Below are 18,035 nucleotides of genomic sequence, written 5' to 3'. Positions count from 1 at the left end.
TCGGCCCATCGGGTCGGTCCGGACCGGCTCCCTGAGCGGCGTCCGGACGTGTGCCTGGATCAGCGTCCGGACGCGGAGCGCTGGCGGCGCGCCAGCGCGTCGATGCTCGCCGCCAGCAGCAGCACGGCGCCGGTGATGAGCATGTTGAGGTAGGCCTTGGCGCCGAGCAGGCCCAGGCCGTTGGCGATGATCGAGACGACCAGGCCACCGAGGATGGCGTCGCGCGCCTTGCCCTTGCCGCCGAAGAGGCTCGTGCCGCCGATGACCGCGGCGCCGACCGCGAACAGCAGCTCGTTGCCGCCGCCCGAGGCGGTGGCGACCGAGTTGAGCCGGGACGCCGCCACGATGCCGCTGACCGCCGCGAGCGTCGAGCAGATCATGAAGACCGACATCCGCAGGCGGGTCACGTTGATGCCCGCGCGGCGGGCCGCCTCGGCGTTGCCGCCGACCGCGTACAGGTGGCGGCCGTACGGCGTCCGCGACAGCACGAAACTCGCCACGATGAACAGCACGGCCACCAGGAGCACGCCCCACGGCACGCCCGCCACCACGATCAGCGGGCTCGGCGCGCGGTCCATGCTCAGCAGGGCGGTGCCGAACAGCAGCGCCGCGCCGACCACGGCGATCTGCGCCACGACCAGCTGGATCGGCCGGGCGGCCAGTTCGCGCTGGCGCTGCCGGCGCCAGCGGCCGAGCAGGACGGCCGCGTACCCGCCGGTGCACAGCAGGGCCAGCGCCCAGCCCGCCCAGATCGGCATGTTCTTGTTGGCGAGGGCCACCACGACGTCGTCGCGGACCGGGACGGTGCCGCCCTCGCCGATGAGCCGCAGCGTGACGCCCTGCAGGCCGAGGAAGAGCGCCAGCGTGACGACGAACGACGGGATGCGGATGACCGACACGAGCCAGCCGATCGCACCGCCGATGACCAGGCCGGTCGCCAGCGCCGCGAGGATCGACACGTACCAGGGCTGGCCGGAGTCGACCATCAGCTTGGCCATGACGGCCGCGCAGACGCCGCCGGTCACGCCGGCGGACAGGTCGATCTCACCGAGCAGCAGGACGAACACCAGGCCCATCGCCAGGATGGTCACCGGCAGCGCCTGGGTGAACAGGTTGGCGATGTTCTGCGCGCTGAGGAAGGTCTCCGGGCGCAGGATCCAGAACAGCAGGACCAGGCCGGCCATGCCGAGGATCGCGGGCAGCGCGCCGAGCTCGCCGCCGCGCACGCGGGTCCAGTAGTCCCGCGCGGCCGACGCCACGTCCTGGGTGCGGCGGTCGGTGGCGAAGTCCGAGTCCGCCAGCTTCACGGCGGCCCCCTTCGTGCCGTTGGTGGTTCCGGTGGGTGGTGATGATTCCATGGACATTCAGGCCCCGATCAGAGGTTCTCGGCGGTGACGGGGGCCAGGCCCAGGTCGCCGGAACGGCCCGCGGTGATCAGTTCGACCACCTGACCGTGGGTGACCTCGGACCGCGCGACGTCGGCCGCGACCCGGCCGAGGTAGAGCGCGGTGATCCGGTCGGCCACCTCGAAGACGTCGTTCATGTTGTGCGAGATGAGGATCACCGAGTGCCCGGTGTCGGCGAGGCGGCGCACCAGGTCGAGGACCTGGCGCGTCTGCGCGACGCCGAGGGCGGCGGTGGGCTCGTCCAGGATGACGACCTTGGACTCCCACAGCGCGGCCTTGGCGATCGCGACGGTCTGCCGCTGACCGCCGGACAGGCTCGCGACCTGCTGCCGGACGGACTTGACCGTACGGACCGACAGCCGGGCGAGGGTCTCGCGGGCCGCCTCCTCCATCGAGTCCTCGTCCAGGACGACGCCCTTGGTCCGCTCGCGGCCGAGGAACATGTTCTGGACGATGTCGAGGTTGTCGGCGAGTGCGAGGTCCTGGTAGACGACCTCGATGCCGAGCTCCGCCGCGTCCCGCGGGCCGCCGATCTGCACCGGCCTGCCCTCGAACTCGATCGTGCCGGAGTCGATCGGGTGGATGCCCGCGACACACTTGATCAGGGTCGACTTGCCCGCGCCGTTGTCGCCGACGAGGGCCATGACCTGACCAGGCCGCAAGGTGAAGTCCACGTCGTGCAGGACGTGGACGGCACCGAAGCTCTTGTTGAGCCCGGTGAGGCGGAGTACGGGATTCCCGTTGTCTGCCACGCGCTTCCCTCCTGGGGATTCGTTGACCGGCGGCGGGCCGCCCCGGCAAGGGGGTCAGTACCGGGCGGCCCGCCGCAGGCCGACGAGGGTCGTCACTCGATGCCGGCGGCCTTGCACTTGGCGGCGTACGCGCCCTTGCAGAGCTCTTCCTTCTTGACGAAACCGTCGGTGACGACCTGCTTGATGTTCTCCTTGGTGACGCCGACCGGGTTCAGCAGCACCGAGGGAACGTCGCGCTTGCCAACGGTGTCCTTGGTGGTGCCGTTGGTCTCGCCCTTCTGGCCGTTCAGCAGCGCGATCGCGAGCTTGGCGGCGGCGTCGGTCTCCTGCTTGATGGGCTTGTAGACCGTCATGCACTGGTTGCCGTCGAGGATGTTCTGCAGGCCCTCGATGGTGGCGTCCTGGCCGGTCACCGGGACCTTGCCGGCGGCGCTGTTCTTCTTCAGGATCGAGATCGCGGCGTTGCCGAGGCCGTCGTTCGCGGCGAGCACGCCGTCGATCTTGCCGCCCTTGTCGGTCCACATCTGCTCGAAGATGGTCGCGGCCTGCTGGTTGTCCCAGTCCGGCACGGCCTGCTCGGCGGTCTTGGTGTAGTTGGTGTCCTTGTCGAGCACCGAGTGCGCGCCCTGCGCGAACAGCGTGGCGTTGTTGTCGGTCGGGGCGCCGTTCAGGTAGACGATGTTGGCCTTCTTGTCGCCCAGGCACTTCTGCAGGCCCTTGCCGAGCTCCTCGCCGACCTTCACGTTGTCGAACGACACGTAGTAGTCGGAGACGCCGCCCAGCGCCAGCCGGTCGTAGTCGATCGTCTTGACGCCCTGCGCCTGCGCCTTGCGCTGCACGGCGGCGGCCGAGTTGGAGTCCAGGCCGTCAGTGATCAGGACGGTCACGCCGCTGGTGAGCATCTGGTCGGCGATGGTCTGGAACCGCTGGGTGGAACCTTCGGCGTTCTGGATGTCGTACTGGACGCCGGCGGCCTTGAAGGACTGCTCGAGGAACGGCCGGTCGAAGCTCTCGTACCGGGCGGACGACTTGGTGTCCGGCAGGATCACGCCGATCTTGCCCTTGTTACCGGAACCGGACCCCGAGCCGTTGTCGCCGGAGTCGTCGCCCCCACAGGCGGTGAGCGTGAGGGCCGCCGCCACGGATACGGCGGTGAGGCTGAGGATGCCCTTGCGCATGTGCAAGGTCCTTTCTGGGGTACGGACACGTCAGTGGCCGTGCGTGTTGACGGGGTGGGACATTCGTACCGGTGAGAATGTTGTGACCCGCAACATATGCCGCCTCCCGCCGTCCCGCCAAGTCCCCGGACGGCCGAATTTGTTGTCAGCAGTAACAATCCCGTAACAGGGGCTTCACCTGGGCGCAAGATCAGATTGTCCTGGGCCGTACCGCGGAGCGCGTGCTCGACGCGGGAGGGGCGAATGTTCTGTCAGCCAACATAAGGGGCGCCCGCGGCAGGCTCGGGCTCAGGCGCGGACGCGGACGCGGACGAGGCGGACGCGCGGGGAAGAAGCGTGATCATGCAGGATCTCCGGAGTGGGCCGGAGCCCGCTGCATGATCACACCGTTCAGTTAGCGGACAGCACCCGGGCGATCCGATCGGCCGCCCCGGGCGTGTCGCCGGCGGTCGCGATGCGCTCCGCCCACGACCACCAGTACCACCAGCCGTCCGCCCCCCGCTCCGCCAGGATGTTCTCCGTGAGCACGGAGGCGTCCGGATTCATCACGTGCAAGCTGGGCGCCTGGCCGCGGGGCACGTCGATGCGCACCCGGAATCCGCGTCCGGCCAGTTCGGCGCCGAGCTCTTCCAGATATTCGATCCGCGTCTTCACCAGCGCGGCGGTTCCCGTATCGTCAGGCGTCATCCTCGACTCCTTGTGGACTCCAAGTGGACTCCGCATGGCCCGACGAGGCACAGCCTCCCGTGTCACCGACCCATCTGCAAGCACTTCGGCCAGCTCAGACGCGGGAGACGCCACCGGAGGCGGACTTACGGGATATCTTTCGCTTACAGCCAGACGGGGGAGGACGGGGTCGAATGCCGGTGAGCGCGGGGTCGAGCAACGAGTGGACCCGTCCCGATCAACCGCTGCCGCAACGCCCGGCGGGGACGAGCCCTCCTCCGCCTCCCCCACCTCCGCAGCGGCCTCAGGGACACGGCTGGACGCCGGCCCTGCCGATGCCCCTGCCCATGCCGCTCCCGGTGCCGCCCACGGCGCCCGGCGGCAAGAACTGGCACCGCTTCCACTACCCCGTCGGGGTCTTCCTGCTCGCGTACGGGGTCACCGGCATCGTCTCCGCCGCGCTCGGCTGGTCCGACCGGCGCGACGAGCTGGCCGGCTACCTCGGCTCGGGCGTGGCCACCCCGCTGCTGGTCACGGTCAAGGTGCTGGAGGGCCTGCTCCTGCTCGTCGCCCTCGCCGGCCTGATCCGCCGCCGGGACGTGTGGTTCCTGCCCGCGCTGACCGGATGGGTCGCGGGCTTCGCCGTCTTCTGCGTGCTGGACGTGGTCAAGGGCAAATGGACGGGGCTCCTCGAACACGCCCTCTACCTGGCGTTCTTCCTGCTCCTGCTGGGTCTCACGTACGCGCTCAGCGTGAAGGCGCGGGTCGGCGGCCGGAAGGCCCCGCCCGCCCCCTCCCCCGTGCCCGCGGGCCCGCCGGACCAGCACGTCGCCCCTGCCGGAGGCGGGCTCACCCGCACCCAGGAGCTCGCGCTGGCCGCGCTCAACCGCTGGCAGCGCGGCGTCTCCCAGCAGCCCGCACCCCAGCAGCAGCCCGTCCCGCAGCAGCAGCAGCTGACGGTCCAGCCGCAGGCGCTCACCGTCCCGCCGCAGGGCGTCCCGCAGCAGCCCGCCCCGCAGGCGATGCCGCCGCACGCCCAGCCGCAGCAGGGGCAGCCGCAGCAGGGGCAACCTCCGCAGGCCGCGCCACCACCGCCGGTGCCGCCGCAGGCGGGGCCGCCGGAGAACGGCTGAGACACGCGCTAAGTGTATTCGGCTAAGGCGTCACCACGATCTTCGCCTGCGCCTCGGGGTCGGCGAGGTCGTCGAACGCGCCGGCGATGCCCTCCAGGCCGACCGTCCCGGTGATGATGGAGCCCGCGTCGATGCGGCCCTCGGCGATGTCGTTCAGGGTGGCGCCGTACTCGTTCGGCATGGCGCCGAAGCTGCCGCGGATGTCGAGCTCCTTGCTCACCGCGACGCCCGGCTCGATGCGGTCGCTCTGCATGCAGACGCCGACGACCATGATGGTGGAGCCGGCCGGCGCGCCGTCGATGGCCTGCTGGAGGATGCCGGGCACGCCGACGCACTCGAAGATGACCGCGCCGCGCCCGGTGGTGCCGAGCAGCTCGCCCGCGATCCGTTCGACCGTCGTGGTCGGCACGCCGAGGTCGGCCCAGCGGTCGTAGGGCGACCCGGCGCCGGGGTCGATGAGCTCGTCGGCGCCCAGGCCCTCGGCGAGGGCACGGCGTTTGGGCGAGAAGTCGGCGGCGAGCACCGGGCCGTGCCCGCGGGCCTTGAGGTGGGCCACCACGCCGAGGCCGATCGGGCCCAGGCCGAGCACGACCGCGACGTCCCCGGCTCCGATGCCGCTGCGCGCGACGGCGCGGGCCGCGACGGAGAAGGGCTCGGTGATCGCGGCGACCTTCGGGTCCAGGCCGCCCGGTACCGCCATCGTCAGGGCCTCGTTCAGGATCATGTATTCGCCGTAGCCGCCGGGATACATGGGCGCGTAGCCGATGATGCCGGCGCCCTGCGGGCCGATGCCGATCGGCGGCCCGCAGACGACCGTGCCGACGGGCAGCGCCCGCTGCGTGCCCGGCCCGTACTCGACGATCTCGCCCGCGAACTCGTGGCCGAAGACCAGCCCGTCGCGGGGGTCGTAGGGCGTGCCCCCGGAGCGCCGGGTGGTCTCCATGAACGCGTCGGGGTCGGCCAGCGCGTGCAGGTCGGACCCGCAGATGCCGCACGCGAGCGTACGGACGAGGAGCTGCCCCTCCTGCGGCACCGGGTCGGCCACCTCGGTCACGATCATGGACTTGCCCTTGGTCACAGCGGCGCGCATGGGAGCCTCCCCAGCCCTAGACGAATCCCCCTTTCCGCACCGAACCACGTCACCGGCGCAGACGAAAGCCCACCATGCCACCGATCGCTGGTTTTCCGGCAGACGACACCGGAGGATTCTTGGCAGAAGTTGCCATTGGTGATCTTCCGGCACGATGTCAGCTTTGGGGCCCATGAGAGCCCGAAACGTCGCGTGGTCAGCGATTCTGGCCACGTCACTGGCGGTGCCGGCGACCGCCGCCACCGCACAGGCCGCACCGGCCGCAACAGCGCAACAGGCCGCACCCGCCTGCGACCCCACGCAGACGACCCCGGTCTACCGGGGCCAGGTCCCCTCCCCCAAGGACGTGCTCGGGATCGAGCTGGGCGACCGGCAGGTCACCGCGGCGGAGTCCGACCGTTACCTCGAGACGGTCGCCGCCAGGAGCGAACGGGTCATCTCCGGCACGCTCGCCACCAGCGCCCAGGGCCGTCCTCTCAAGTACGCGATCGTGGGCAGGCCCGCGGTCGTCTCCAAGGCGGGCCTGGCCAAGGTCCGGATCGAGGCCGAACTGCTGCGCAACCCGCGCACCCCGGCCAAGCTCGCCGAGCAGATCGCCGCGCGCGGCGTGCCGATCCTGTGGGTGAGCGGCAACGTGCACGGCGACGAGCCCAGCGGCACCGACGCGGCGCTGAAGGTGCTGCGCGACCTCGGCGACCGTTCCGACTGCGCCGCGACCCGCATCCTCGACAACGCGCTGGTCGTCATCCTGCCGACGCAGAACCCCGACGGGCGCGAGGCCGAGACCAGGCAGAACGCCTACGGCTTCGACATGAACCGCGACTGGTTCGCGCGCACGCAGCCCGAGACCGACGGCAAGGTCGCGATGCTGAACCAGTTCCCGCCGGTGCTCTACATCGACGCGCACGAGATGGGCGGCGACTCCTACTTCTTCCCGCCCAACGCCGACCCGATCTACCACGAGACGCCGGAGGAGGCGATCGGGTGGATCAACGACATCTACGGCGCCTCGATGGCCGCCGAGTTCACCCGGCAGGGCATCGACTTCTTCAACCGTGACGTCTACGACCTCTTCTACCAGGGGTACGGCGACACGGTGCCGACGACCGGCTTCCACGCCGCCGGCATGACGTACGAGAAGGGCGGCGAGAGCCCGTACCCGGACCGTACGAAGGAGCAGTACCTCACCCAGTGGGTCACGCTCTCCGCGGCCGTCGCCAACCGGCAGAAGATCCTCACCCAGTGGCACAAGATGGCCGTGGACGCCTACCGGCAGGGCGTGACGGGCGAGCTGGAGCCCAACCAGATCTACAACCCGCCCAACGCGGTCGACCGGCCGGTGCCCGACCGCAAGGTGCGGCACTACTTCCTGCGCGCCGACGACCCGGCCAAGCGCGCCGAGGTCCGCACGATCGTGCGGCGTCTCCAGCGCATGGGCGTCACGGTGTCGCAGCTGACCAAGCCGCTGAGCGTGCCGGACTTCAAGGCGTACGGGCGTCCCGAGGGCCGGGCCACCCTGCCCGCGGGCACGTACTGGATCTCCATGGCCCAGGGCCAGAAGCACTGGATCCAGGCGATGCTGAACGAGGACTCCTACACCCCGTTCCCCTACTTCTACGACGTGACGGCGTGGAGCATGCCGCTGCTCGGCAACGTGTCCGGCGGTTCGTCGGGCGTCGAGCTGCGACCGCGCGCCAAGGCGTTGCGGACGCTGCCGGCCGAGAGCGCCGGACGGCCGGGCAAGGCGCCCAAAACGGCGATCCTCCAGCTGTCGACGACCTCGTCGGCGGCCCGGCAGTCGGCGGGCTGGCTCCGCCACAAGCTCGACCGCGAGTGGAAGATCCCGCACACCGTGCTCTCCCCGGCCGACGTCGCCGCGGGCCGGCTCGCGGGCGTCGAGGTGCTGCTGGTGCCCAACGGCCCGGCCGCGGGCGGCTACGACGCGCTCGGCGACTCCGGGCGCGCCGCGCTGCAGAAGTGGACGCAGGACGGCGGCCGGTACGTCGGCTGGCAGGGCGGCACGCAGCTGGCCGCGCGGCTCGGCCTGACCACGGCCACCCTCAGCGACCCCACGTCCGACGTGCCGGGCTCGCTGTTCCGGGTGCGGGTGAACGAGCGCAGCCCGCTGGCGAAGGACGTCGGCGCGACCACGTGGCAGTTCTACGCCTACGACCTGGTGATGAAGCAGGCGGACCCGGCCAAGGTCGCGGTGTCCTACCCGGCCGCCGGCTCGCCGGACTGGTTCGTGTCGGGCTTCGAGAGCGGCTCGGCGGAGCTGGGCGGCACCGCCGCCGTGGTGGACGAGCCGGTCGGCAAGGGCCGCTCGGTGCTGTTCGGCTCCGAGCCCAACTTCCGGGCGTTCTCCAACGGCACGGCCACGCTGCTGCTCAACGCCATCGTCGGGCGCGACCCGTCGGGCGTCCGGGCGCCGGCCTCGCCCGAGCCGTCCAGCGGGCAGGCCAGGCAGGCCGCCGGGCTGATCCAGGCCGAGTCGCCGATCCGCGTGTCGGTGAAGGCGGCCGACGCGGGCCGGACGGCCGCCGCGCTGCGCTCGTTCGGCACCGGCTGGACCGAACGCCGCTCCGGTGACGTCGTGCACTTCGTGGTCGACAACCCGCAGGGCCTGGACGTGGGCCACCACCCGTGGGCCCGCCGCCTGCCCGCCGCCATCCGCGGCGCCGGCGTCACGCCGGTGGCGGTCGTCCTCCCGTAACCCGGCGGGCACCATCCCGTAGGGCACGGCCGCCGTCGCCTGGGTCGTCAGCGCACGATCCAGGCGATGGCGGTCATCGTCCCGGGCGGGACCTCGGTGAAGCCGCCGTCGCGGACCGCCACCGCCGCCCGCCCGACGCACTCGCGCCAGGGCACGTCGCGGGCCAGGTGCACGCGCACGTCGCCGGCCAGCCACGCCGCCACGTCGGCCGGGGCGGCCTGGCGGAGCAGCAGCTGGGCCGCGTGGCCGCACTGCGCGGCGGCCTTGCCCGTCGTGATCGTGATGTCGGGATTGAGGGCGATCGCCGCGTACGGCGGCTCCGGCGGCGGCTTGGGGTCCTCGTCCGGGGGCAGGTCGAGCCCGGCGACCTGGAGCTTGGCGATCTGCGGCGGGACCTCCGACACCGGACCGGGCACGAACGCGCGCACCTCGGCGCCGTTGACGTCCACCGTGACGCCGGGCAGCGGCTGGACCTCGGGCCAGCGCACGCCGCGCGCACGCCGGGCCACCTTGCGGATCCGGCGGGCCTCCCACTCCCCCACGGCCTCGTGCCACTCGCCCTCGGGATCGGCCGCGCGCGGGTCGGTCAGCAGCTCCACGACCGCGGTCGCGGCGGCGGCGCAGACGGCGTCGTGGGTGGGCGGCTCGGCCTTCTCGGCACGCACCACCAGCTGCATCGCCCAGGGCGGGTCGTCGCGGGGATCGTAGTCAGGTCGCACGTCTGGAGTATTCCATTCCCAATCCGGACGCCTTCCCGCGGCTTTCGCGACCGGGAACTGGGTACGGCAACTCGTGCCGTCCTTCGGACGTTCTGCCCCAGTGAGGGGTGCGGCCGGTGGGGCGGGCCTCGTCGCGGGTGCGGGAACGGCGGGAGACGGAGGTCGCCGGTGGCCAGTAGTGCGGGTGCGTGGGGCAACTCCATCCCGGGGATCGGGACGTTCTTCGTCGGCATCGACGTCGCGCCGGGGCGATATCGGTGCGACGAGGGCAAGGGCGGCTGGTGGGTGCGCTTCACCGGCCCGGGCGGGGGCCAGCCGGTGGGCTCGTGGCCGCTGCCCGCGGGCCCGACCGAGATCGAGATCGCGCCCACCGACTTCGCGTTCGAGACCCACATCGGCACCTACTGGCGCCTCGTGGGCCCCGCGCGGGACCCCGGGGAGCCCTCGTCCGCGACCGAGCCGCGACCGGTGGCCGACCCGTCGCTGCGCGCCGAGCTGGACGTGATCGTCGCCCGGCAGCGGCCGCTGACCTGGATGGCCCCGGTGACCGTGCTGGCGGCCGGCGTGCTCGGCTCGCCCCTGCTGGGCGAGTTGTGGCTGCTGGCGCTGGCGATGGTGGCCATCATGATCGGTCTCGGCGCGCCGTCGTTGTCGCTCGACCTGCGGCGTGCCCGCGAGCTCGACCGCCGGCGCGACCGGTTCCTGGTCCCGGAGGACTTCGACGCCGAGGGCCGCGCGCTGCTCGGCCGGGTGCAGCGGGCCATCGACTCCGTCCAGGAGTCGCAGGTCAACAAGGAGGGCCTGCTCGACAACGTCGACAACGCCGTCACGCTTCCGCGCCAGGAGTGGGAGATCGCCCAGGTGCTGGCCCGGCAGTCCAAGCTGCGCGTCGAGCAGGAGCGGTTCGCCGACGAGGCGCCGCTGCCGGAGGTCCAGGCCGCGATGCGGCCGCTGCGCGACAAGCTGGACCTGTCGGTGGCGGCGGTGACGCGCCGCGTCGAGGCGCTGGAACGTTACGCCGAGCGCGCGCGGGCCGCGGACGAGGCGCTGCGCGCGCAACGCCATCTGGAGACGCTGGCCTACCGTGCGCACGAGTACGACGAGCTGCTCGCCGACACCGTCCGCGACGAGCTGGCCATGCCGTCGATCGAGCGGCTCACCGACCAGGGCGACGAGCTGGTGCGCACGCTGCGCACCCGGCTGGCCGAGGCCGCCGAGGCGGGCGGGCTCGCCGACGGGGGCGACGAGCTTCCGCCGGCGGCGCCCGAGCCCGAGTGATCAGGGGGCGGGCGGTCAGAGGGTGCCGGTGTACATGAGCGCGAACACCAGGTAGGGCACCAGGAAGCACCAGCTCACCACGACGATCCCGTGCAGCACCTCGCCGGGCTCGCGGGCCCGGCCCAGGTGGCGGTGGTAGAGCGCGACCAGGACCGGCGCGCTCGCCGCCTGGACCCAGAACGTGCGCTCGGGGAAGACGTGCCCGGTCGCCGCCAGCACGACGGCCAGCGCGCACGCCGCCGTCCACGCGCCGAGGCCGACGCGGTACGCCGCGCGCGGGCCCAGCCGGACGGCGATCGTGGTGTATCCGCTGGCCACGTCGGCCTTGTAGTCGGTCACCGTGGTCGGGATGTAGAGCGCGGTCGCGACCAGCACCCCGGCGACCGCCATGACCCAGGGGAAACCCTCGACGGGCCGGACGACCGTCCAGCCGGCCAGCAGGGCGAAGCCGCCCACGGCGACCGCGTTGGTCGCCACGTCGAACCCGGGCCGGTCCTTCAGCCGCAGCGGCCGCACGCTGTAGAGCCAGCCGAGGACCAGGAAACCGAGCGTCACCAGCGCGAACGAGGGCCGGACCGTCAGCGCCACGAGCAGCGCGGCCGCCGCCGTCAGATGCGCGGCCACCACCGCGGCGCGCACCGACAACCGCCCGCTGACCAGCGGCGCGCCGTCCTTGCGCGGGTTGCGCTGGTCGCCGGGAAGGTCGCAGGCGTCGTTGATGGCGAGCACGGCCAGCCACACCAGCGGCCCCCAGACCACCAGCCCGGTGAGGACGGGCGTGATCTCGGGCAGGCAGGCGCGGCCGGGCGGCACGCACACGTCCTGGCCGGCGATCAGCCGCCGGGTGGCGAGCAGGTGCCCGACGTAGAACGGGACGAGGGAGACCAGCCACAACGCGGGCCGGGCGATGAGCCAGAGGTCGAGGAGCACCCGCCAGCGCGGTTGCGGCGTGGTGCCGGTCGAGGGAACACGGGCACGGACCCGCACGGTCGTCACCCCCAGGGGCGATCGAGGACCGGACCGGTCAGGCCCGGGTCGGCACACCCTTATTAGACACCCCGTTCAATCAGAACGGGATGGAGGGCTGCCCGCCCGACCCCCTCGCCCGAACGGACAGTCCATCCCTCATGAGGTAAAGACGCCACCTTCGTGGCGAAAGTTCAAAGAACACCGTCCACGACATTTCACACCCGCACCGAAACCTGCCAGGAGGTGTCAGGTTCAGGGCCTAGCGTCGGATCGGAGGTGGCCGGCATGGCACGAGCGGTGATCGGATTCCGTGAACACTCGGGTTGGGCGGTGATGGTGGCGGTCGGCGGTGATGCGCGCGCCCCGAAGGTGATCCTGCGGGAGCGGGTCGACCTGCTGGACGACCCGGAGCTCCCCGCGCAGGCCTACCACGCGGCCGCCGGCCGCGACCTGGACGAGGCGGCCGCGCTCATCGCCGCGGTCGAGCGGTCGGCCCGCGCGGCGGCACGCGACGTCCTCGCCGCGGCGGTCGCCGAGCTCGACGGGCACGAGGTCGAGGCCGTCGCGCTCGGCCTCGACCGGGGCGGCCTCCCGGAGGATCTGGCGAAGGTCCTCGCCAACCACATGTCCCTGCACGCCGGCGAGGGCGAGCTCTACCGGGAGGCGCTCGCCGAGGCGGCCGGGGACCACGGGTTGCGGACCGTCCGCCAGGACTTCCGGGCGCTCGGCACCGCCGCCGCGCCGGTGCTCGGGGCGGACGCGCGCGACCGGGTCGCCTCGTGGCGGCGCGAGATCGGCCCGCCCTGGGCGCGTGACCACAAGGACGCCGCGCTCGCGGCCTGGCTGGCGCTCGCGGGGTGAGGTCAGGCCGCGAGGATCTCGCGGACCTGCGCGGGGGAGGTGAAGACCTCGGCCGTCATGCCGGCCTCGCGGGCGGCGACCACGTTGCCCTCGGTGTCGTCGAAGAAGATCACGTCGGCCGGGGGCACGCCCATGCGCTCGGCGCAGATCTCGTACGCGCGCGGGTCGGGCTTGGCGACGCCGATGTCGCAGGAGTACGTCAGCACGTCGAACCGGCCCAGCCAGGCCCCGTGCCGGGCCTCGAACCGCGGCACCAGCTCGGAGATGATGTTGGAGAGCAGGCCGAGCGGCCGCCCCTGGTCGGCCAGCTCGACCACCAGCCCGACCATCTCGTCGTCCACCTCGGTCCAGCTGTCCAGGTCGGCCTCGTTCAGCGCCTGCACGTCGGGGATCGTGGTGCCCAGCCGCGCCGCCACCGCGGCCCAGTAGTCCTGGCTCGGCTGCCCCGCGTCGTAGGCGGGGCGGCACCCCCAGTAGGCCTCCCAGAAGGACGGCCCGGTGACCCCGGCGAGCGTCTCCAGCCGCCGCTTGGCCGCACCGGTCTGGGTGCGGGCGATCACTCCGTACAGGTCGAACACGATCACGTTGGCCATGCTCCCGACCCTAGGCGCCGCCCGCACCCGCCCGATCCGGCCCTGCCCTGGAGCCGCCGGTCAGACGCTCGTGCGCAGGCGGATGGCGTCCTTGCGCACGGCGGCCGGGTCGGCGTCGCGGAGCAGGACGTCGGCCATCAGGGACGCGGCCTGGCGGAGCTCGTGCTCCCCGAAGCCGCGGCGGGTCACCTCCTGGGTGCCGATCCGCAGGCCGCGGTCGGTCTCGCCGGGCGCCTGCCAGGGCAGCCCGATGGCGCTCAGGTAGATGCCGGCGTCGGCCAGCGCGGCCATCGCGGCCCGGCCGTCGCCCACGTCCACGGCGACGTGGTGGGACTCGGTGAAACCGCGGCCCCTCCCAGCGACGGTGAACCCCTCGTCGTGCAGGGCGGCGGCGAGGATCCGGGCGTTGGCGACGCAGCGGTCGGCGTACGCGCCGCCGCCGGCCATGATCTCGGCCGCGGTGACGGCGAGCGGCGCGAGCCTGCCCGCGTCGTAGTTGGCCGTCAGGCCGGGGAAGACGGCCGCTGAGAGCCGTTCGGCCAAGGCCTCGTCGTCGGTGGCGATCACCCCGCCGGGCGGGCCGCCGAACGACTTGTACGTGGAGAACGTCAGCACGTCGGCGCCCTCGGCCAGCGGCCGCTGGAACCGGCCGGCGGCCACCAGCCCGGCCATGTGGGACGCGTCGTAGAGCAGGGGCGTGTCGCCCACGATCCCGGCGATCGCCGCGACGTCGTGCGGGAAGAGCAGCAGGCTGGCGCCGATGACGACCAGGCGTGGCCGTTCGCGTTCGAGGAACGCCGGCAGCGCGTCGAGGTCGACGTCGAACGCGCCGGCGTCGTAGGGCAGGTCCACGACGCGCAGGCCGCGCACGTCGGGCGCGCCGACCGCGTGGTGGCTGGTGTGGCCGCCCGCCCGTTCGGGCAGGACGGCGATCGTGTCGCCGGGGTCGGTGAGCGCGGTGTAGACGGCGAGGTTGGCCATCGTGGCGCTGTGGCTGCGCACCTCGGCGAACCGGGCGCCGAGCAGGCGGGCGACCAGGGTCGGCGCGAGCACCTCGAGGGTGTCGAGGTGGTCGAGGCCGGACTGGTACTTCTCCCCCGGCCAGCCCATGCTCGGCCGGCCGCTCACGAGCGCGTCGGCGACCTCCCGCGCGGCGGGGCTCAGCACGTTCGTTCCGGCGTAGAGCACGATCCCCTCGGCGTCGAAGGCCCGCGCGTGGTCGCGGAGGGCGCCGCGGACGGTTTCGGACACCCCCTCGGGCGAGAGGTCGGTCAACGTGGCCGCCACCTCGGCGATACGGGATCGGGCCACCGACGACGCCCAGGGCGCCATTTCCACACTCATTCACCCCTCCTCAGTACTTCTTCAGGTCAAAACGTAGAGAACGGGACGCAATGGGCGCCAGAGGGGATCTTGCCAAGTGGCCCGAGGTTCGTCAGGCTCTCACCAAGCGCTTGCTACAACACGTAACCTGATGTCAACACGCCAAACTGAGCAAGCGGTTGGGCGGACACGGCATAATGAGAGGGTGACGACCACGAGCACCGATTCCGGACAGCCAAAAGCACGCCGCCGCGGCAAGGGTTCACCCGCCCTCGCCTCGGAGCGGCGCGAACACCTGGTCAGGCTCGCGGCCGAACTCTTCGCCGAGAAGGGCTTCCAGGCCACGACGGTGCGCAACATCGCCGAAGAGGCCGGGATTCTCTCGGGCAGTCTTTACCACCATTTCGACTCCAAGGAGTCGATCGTCGACGAGATCCTCTCGGGCTTCTTCCAGGAGATCATGTCGGCCTATCGGGGAGTCATCGACCAGGGCCTCGACCCGCGCGAGACCATCGCGGGCCTCGTCCGCCTCGCCTTCGGCACGCTCGAGCCACATCGGGCCGCCATCACGGTGATGCAGAACGACTGGAACTACCTCAAGGACATGGAGCGGTTCGCCTACCTCACCAAGTCCGAGGACGAGGTCGAGAAGATGTGGGTCGACACCATCAAGGACGGCCAGAAGGACGGGCTGTTCCGCGAGGACATCGACCCCAAGCTCACCTACCGCATGATCCGCGACACCGTGTGGGTGGCGGTGCGCTGGTTCAAGCCGGGCGGCCGCCTCAACTCCAAGGGCCTCGCCGAGCACTACCTCAAGGTGATGTTCGACGGCATCAACACGCACTGACCTCACGACGCACTGACCTCACGACGCACTGACCTCACGACGCACGGTCCGGATCCGGCCCCGCGGCCAGGTCGCGGCGGCGCACCGCGGCGAATCCCGCCGCGGCGAGCAGCGCCAGGCACATCGCGACCAGCAGCGACGTCCGGTAGACGTCGTCGAGGTTGTCGAGCCTGGCCCCGCCCGAGCCGGTGTCGTAGTCCCGTTCGGCTCCCACCAGCAGGACCGCGCCGGTGAACTGGACGCCCACGGCCTGGCACCACGCCTGGAGCCCGCCGCCGAAGCCGGTCAGGCCGCCGGGCGGGCTCCCGGCGATCGCCACCGCGGCCGCGACGGTGATCGCCCCCATGGCGACGCCCTCCAGGAGCAGCAGGACGGCCACCCATCCGTAGGGCGTGTCGGCGTCCAGCGTCAGCCCGAAGGCGAGGAACGCGCCGAGCACGAGCGCGGCCGGGGAGGCCGCCAGCGGCCACCGGACGCCGGTCCTGGTGATGAGCAGGCCGGTCAGCGGCGCGCTCACCAGCGCGCCGAGCAGCAGGGGCGACAACCTGAGCCCGGCGGTGCCGAACGAGCCCGAGTCACCGAAGTAGACGGCGTCGAAGAGGGCGCGGTCGTAGATCCACAACGCCGTGAACGCCGCCAGGGCCGGCACCACCGTCGCGGCCAGGCGCGGCGGGATCAGCGCGGGACGGACCGACAGCAGCACGATGACGAGGGCGAGCAGGAAGACGGCGCCGCACGCCAGCCCGGTGATGGCGCGCCAGTCGCCCCAGCCCTCCTCTGCGACCGCCCAGAGCCCGAAGACCGTGCAGGAGCCCACCAGGCCCAGCAGGAGTGCTCCGGGGACGTCTGAGGCCCGCCCCGGGCCCTCGCGCCGCGACTCCCGCAGGAGTCCCGCGCCGAGCCCGAGGGCGAGCAGGACCAGCGGGACGGCGGCGGCGGTCACCCCCCAGCCGGGCAGCCCGCCCATCTGCCGGAGGACGGCGAAGACCAAGGCCGCGACGACCGTCGTCGCCGAGAGCGCGGCGCCCCAGACGCCCATCGCGATCCCGAACCCGCGGCCGGGGAACGCCTCGCGCACGAGCGCCACCCCGCCCGCGACGACGGCCGCCATGGACAACCCCATCAGCGCCCGCGCCAGCAGGGCGGGCCAGCCGCCGCCGGCCGCGGGCATCAGGTCGACGAACACCATCCCCAGCACCAGCGCCGCGGCGTATCCGCCGAGCCCGGAGAGGAAGACCCGCTTGCGCCCGATGGAGTCGGCGAGCCGGCCCAAGGGGACGAGGGCGCCGGCCAGAACGGCCGGATAGGCGACGTACGCCCAGAACCAGACGCCCCCGGGGCTCGGCAGGAGGTTCTGCGACCAGTACAGGCCGAGGTGGACGCCGAGCATCGCGAACGACACCACCGCCACGGTCAGCGCCGGGTTGCCCTTCGCGGGCGCGACGGGAAGGTGCGCCCCCGGGAGCGGAGCCCCGGGCCCCGGCGGCGGGGCGGCCTGGGGCGGAAAACCCTGGGGTGAGGCGGCCTGGGGTGAGGCGGCATGCGGTGGCACGAACGGGAACTGCACGGGCGGCAGCGGCGGGGGCGTGATCTTGCCGGTGGCCATTCCCGCGCCCTGTTCGAGGAGGGGCTCCACGACGGTGTCCCCGCCCACGACCCGCACCGCGCCGGAGACCGCGCCCGGAACGGCCGGTGCGGCGCCCTGGTGGCCGATGAGGCTGAGCACCAGCTGCGTGGACGTGGGCCGGTACGCCGGGTCCTTGCTCAGGCAGGCGGCGACGAGCCCGGCGAGCGGCGCGGGCAGCGCCGACACGTCCGGGGCGGCGTTGAGGATCCGGTGCATGACGGCGGGGATGGTGTCGCTGCCGAACGGGGCGCGCCCGGTCGCCGCGTACAGGATCGTGGCGCCCCAGGCGAACACGTCGGTGTGCGGGCCGAGATCGTCGCTGGCCACCTGCTCGGGCGCCATGTACGCGGGGGTGCCGACGATGTGGCTCGTCATGGTCCCGGTGGCGTCGAGCGCCTTGGCGATGCCGAAGTCGATGACGCGCGGCCCGTCCGGGCCGATCAGCACGTTCGGCGGCTTGAGGTCGCGGTGCACGACACCCGCCTGGTGGATGGCCGCCAGCGCGGTGGCCGTGCCGATCGCGAGCCGGTGCAGGTCGCCGCCGGACCGCGGCCCCTCCTCCTGGACGAGCCGCTGGAGGGAGGGGCCGGGAACGAACTCGCTGACGATGCAGGGCTGGTCGCCCTCGGCGTCGGCGTCCAGCACCTGCGCGGTGCAGAACCCGGCGACCCGCTCGGCCGCCTCGATCTCGCGCACGAACCGGGCGCGCGCGGCCGGGTCGCCGCTCAGCCGCGCGTGCAGCAGCTTGACGGCGACCCGCCGGTCGTCAGGCCCGCGGCCCTCGAAGACCACGCCCTGGCCGCCCTCGCCGAGCCGTCCGGTGAGCTCGTAGGCGCCGAGTCTGTCCGGATCGCCCGGCTTGAGGGGTTCGATCATC

The 18,035-nt window shown here is 72.5% G+C and carries 15 protein-coding genes; 5 read left to right on the top strand and 10 right to left on the bottom strand.

Annotated elements, in window-relative coordinates; all coding sequences use genetic code 11:
• Positions 1–59 precede the first annotated feature (59 nt).
• The 4 genes from ABZ810_RS12600 to ABZ810_RS12585 form a co-directional block, all read right to left on the bottom strand.
• Positions 60–1,307 carry an ABC transporter permease gene (locus ABZ810_RS12600; protein WP_358402542.1) on the bottom strand — a complete coding sequence of 416 codons (1,248 nt, stop codon included), beginning with the start codon at positions 1,305–1,307 and terminating at the stop codon, positions 60–62.
• Between the two features lie 68 nt (positions 1,308–1,375).
• Positions 1,376–2,158, bottom strand: coding sequence for an ATP-binding cassette domain-containing protein (locus ABZ810_RS12595; protein WP_358402540.1), 783 nt, complete (start codon positions 2,156–2,158; stop codon positions 1,376–1,378).
• A 92-nt stretch (positions 2,159–2,250) separates the two neighbouring features.
• Positions 2,251–3,336 carry a substrate-binding domain-containing protein gene (locus tag ABZ810_RS12590; RefSeq protein ID WP_358402538.1) on the bottom strand — a complete coding sequence of 362 codons (1,086 nt, stop codon included), beginning with the start codon at positions 3,334–3,336 and terminating at the stop codon, positions 2,251–2,253.
• Between the two features lie 390 nt (positions 3,337–3,726).
• Positions 3,727–4,023, bottom strand: coding sequence for a hypothetical protein (locus tag ABZ810_RS12585; protein ID WP_358402536.1), 297 nt, complete (start codon positions 4,021–4,023; stop codon positions 3,727–3,729).
• 326 nt (positions 4,024–4,349) lie between these two features.
• On the opposite strand from ABZ810_RS12585, the gene ABZ810_RS12580 reads away from it, so the two are divergent.
• Positions 4,350–5,135: a hypothetical protein gene (locus ABZ810_RS12580; RefSeq protein ID WP_358402534.1), complete on the top strand. Its 786-nt coding sequence runs from the start codon at positions 4,350–4,352 to the stop codon at positions 5,133–5,135.
• Positions 5,136–5,157: 22 nt separating this feature from the next.
• Here the strand turns inward: ABZ810_RS12580 and ABZ810_RS12575 are convergent, their stop codons facing one another.
• On the bottom strand, positions 5,158–6,225 hold the full coding sequence (locus ABZ810_RS12575; RefSeq protein WP_358402532.1) for a zinc-binding dehydrogenase: 1,068 nt from the start codon (positions 6,223–6,225) through the stop codon (positions 5,158–5,160).
• A gap of 172 nt (positions 6,226–6,397) precedes the next feature.
• Here ABZ810_RS12575 and ABZ810_RS12570 point away from each other — a divergent pair, with 172 nt between their 5' ends.
• Entirely contained in the window at positions 6,398–8,938 is a 2,541-nt protein-coding gene (locus ABZ810_RS12570; protein WP_358402530.1) for a M14 family zinc carboxypeptidase, read from the top strand.
• A 47-nt stretch (positions 8,939–8,985) separates the two neighbouring features.
• On the opposite strand, the gene ABZ810_RS12565 is transcribed toward ABZ810_RS12570, so the two are convergent.
• On the bottom strand, positions 8,986–9,657 hold the full coding sequence (locus ABZ810_RS12565) for a hypothetical protein (protein WP_358402528.1): 672 nt from the start codon (positions 9,655–9,657) through the stop codon (positions 8,986–8,988).
• A 168-nt stretch (positions 9,658–9,825) separates the two neighbouring features.
• On the opposite strand from ABZ810_RS12565, the gene ABZ810_RS12560 reads away from it, so the two are divergent.
• Positions 9,826–10,935 carry a hypothetical protein gene (locus ABZ810_RS12560; RefSeq protein ID WP_358402526.1) on the top strand — a complete coding sequence of 370 codons (1,110 nt, stop codon included), beginning with the start codon at positions 9,826–9,828 and terminating at the stop codon, positions 10,933–10,935.
• Between the two features lie 15 nt (positions 10,936–10,950).
• Here the strand turns inward: ABZ810_RS12560 and ABZ810_RS12555 are convergent, their stop codons facing one another.
• Complete coding sequence (locus ABZ810_RS12555) at positions 10,951–11,922, bottom strand: UbiA family prenyltransferase (protein ID WP_358402524.1); 972 nt, start codon at positions 11,920–11,922, stop codon at positions 10,951–10,953.
• 267 nt (positions 11,923–12,189) lie between these two features.
• Here ABZ810_RS12555 and ABZ810_RS12550 point away from each other — a divergent pair, with 267 nt between their 5' ends.
• On the top strand, positions 12,190–12,765 hold the full coding sequence (locus ABZ810_RS12550; RefSeq protein WP_358402522.1) for a hypothetical protein: 576 nt from the start codon (positions 12,190–12,192) through the stop codon (positions 12,763–12,765).
• Positions 12,766–12,767: 2 nt separating this feature from the next.
• Here the strand turns inward: ABZ810_RS12550 and ABZ810_RS12545 are convergent, their stop codons facing one another.
• Both ABZ810_RS12545 and ABZ810_RS12540 read right to left on the bottom strand, forming a co-directional pair.
• Positions 12,768–13,358 carry an HAD family phosphatase gene (locus tag ABZ810_RS12545; protein ID WP_358402520.1) on the bottom strand — a complete coding sequence of 197 codons (591 nt, stop codon included), beginning with the start codon at positions 13,356–13,358 and terminating at the stop codon, positions 12,768–12,770.
• Between the two features lie 60 nt (positions 13,359–13,418).
• Entirely contained in the window at positions 13,419–14,702 is a 1,284-nt protein-coding gene (locus ABZ810_RS12540) for a glycine hydroxymethyltransferase (RefSeq protein WP_358402518.1), read from the bottom strand.
• Between the two features lie 184 nt (positions 14,703–14,886).
• Between ABZ810_RS12540 and ABZ810_RS12535 the strand changes: the two genes are divergently transcribed.
• Positions 14,887–15,531 (top strand): TetR/AcrR family transcriptional regulator, encoded by a 645-nt coding sequence (locus tag ABZ810_RS12535; RefSeq protein ID WP_358402516.1) that lies wholly within the window; start codon positions 14,887–14,889, stop codon positions 15,529–15,531.
• Between the two features lie 34 nt (positions 15,532–15,565).
• On the opposite strand, the gene ABZ810_RS12530 is transcribed toward ABZ810_RS12535, so the two are convergent.
• The gene (locus ABZ810_RS12530; RefSeq protein WP_358402514.1) at positions 15,566–18,034 is read right to left on the bottom strand and encodes a bifunctional serine/threonine protein kinase/MFS transporter; all 2,469 of its coding nucleotides are present in this window, start codon (positions 18,032–18,034) and stop codon (positions 15,566–15,568) included.
• Position 18,035: the final 1 nt, after the last annotated feature.

Source organism: Spirillospora sp. NPDC047279, assembly GCF_040643285.1.
Lineage (GTDB): Bacteria > Actinomycetota > Actinomycetes > Streptosporangiales > Streptosporangiaceae > Spirillospora.
The sequence above is the reverse complement of the archived record's forward strand: the minus strand, read 5'-3'. Positions and strand labels throughout refer to the sequence as shown.

Bases quoted from the DNA above. Each gene is read 5' to 3' on its own strand.
- ABZ810_RS12590 (WP_358402538.1), bottom strand. From the start codon at position 3,336: ATGCGCAAGGGCATCCTCAGCCTCACCGCCGTATCCGTGGCGGCGGCC.
- ABZ810_RS12585 (WP_358402536.1), bottom strand. From the start codon at position 4,023: ATGACGCCTGACGATACGGGAACCGCCGCGCTGGTGAAGACGCGGATC.
- ABZ810_RS12580 (WP_358402534.1), top strand. From the start codon at position 4,350: ATGCCGCTCCCGGTGCCGCCCACGGCGCCCGGCGGCAAGAACTGGCAC.
- ABZ810_RS12575 (WP_358402532.1), bottom strand. From the start codon at position 6,225: ATGCGCGCCGCTGTGACCAAGGGCAAGTCCATGATCGTGACCGAGGTG.
- ABZ810_RS12570 (WP_358402530.1), top strand. From the start codon at position 6,398: ATGAGAGCCCGAAACGTCGCGTGGTCAGCGATTCTGGCCACGTCACTG.
- ABZ810_RS12550 (WP_358402522.1), top strand. From the start codon at position 12,190: ATGGCACGAGCGGTGATCGGATTCCGTGAACACTCGGGTTGGGCGGTG.
- ABZ810_RS12545 (WP_358402520.1), bottom strand. From the start codon at position 13,358: ATGGCCAACGTGATCGTGTTCGACCTGTACGGAGTGATCGCCCGCACC.
- ABZ810_RS12540 (WP_358402518.1), bottom strand. From the start codon at position 14,702: ATGAGTGTGGAAATGGCGCCCTGGGCGTCGTCGGTGGCCCGATCCCGT.
- ABZ810_RS12530 (WP_358402514.1), bottom strand. From the start codon at position 18,034: ATGATCGAACCCCTCAAGCCGGGCGATCCGGACAGACTCGGCGCCTAC.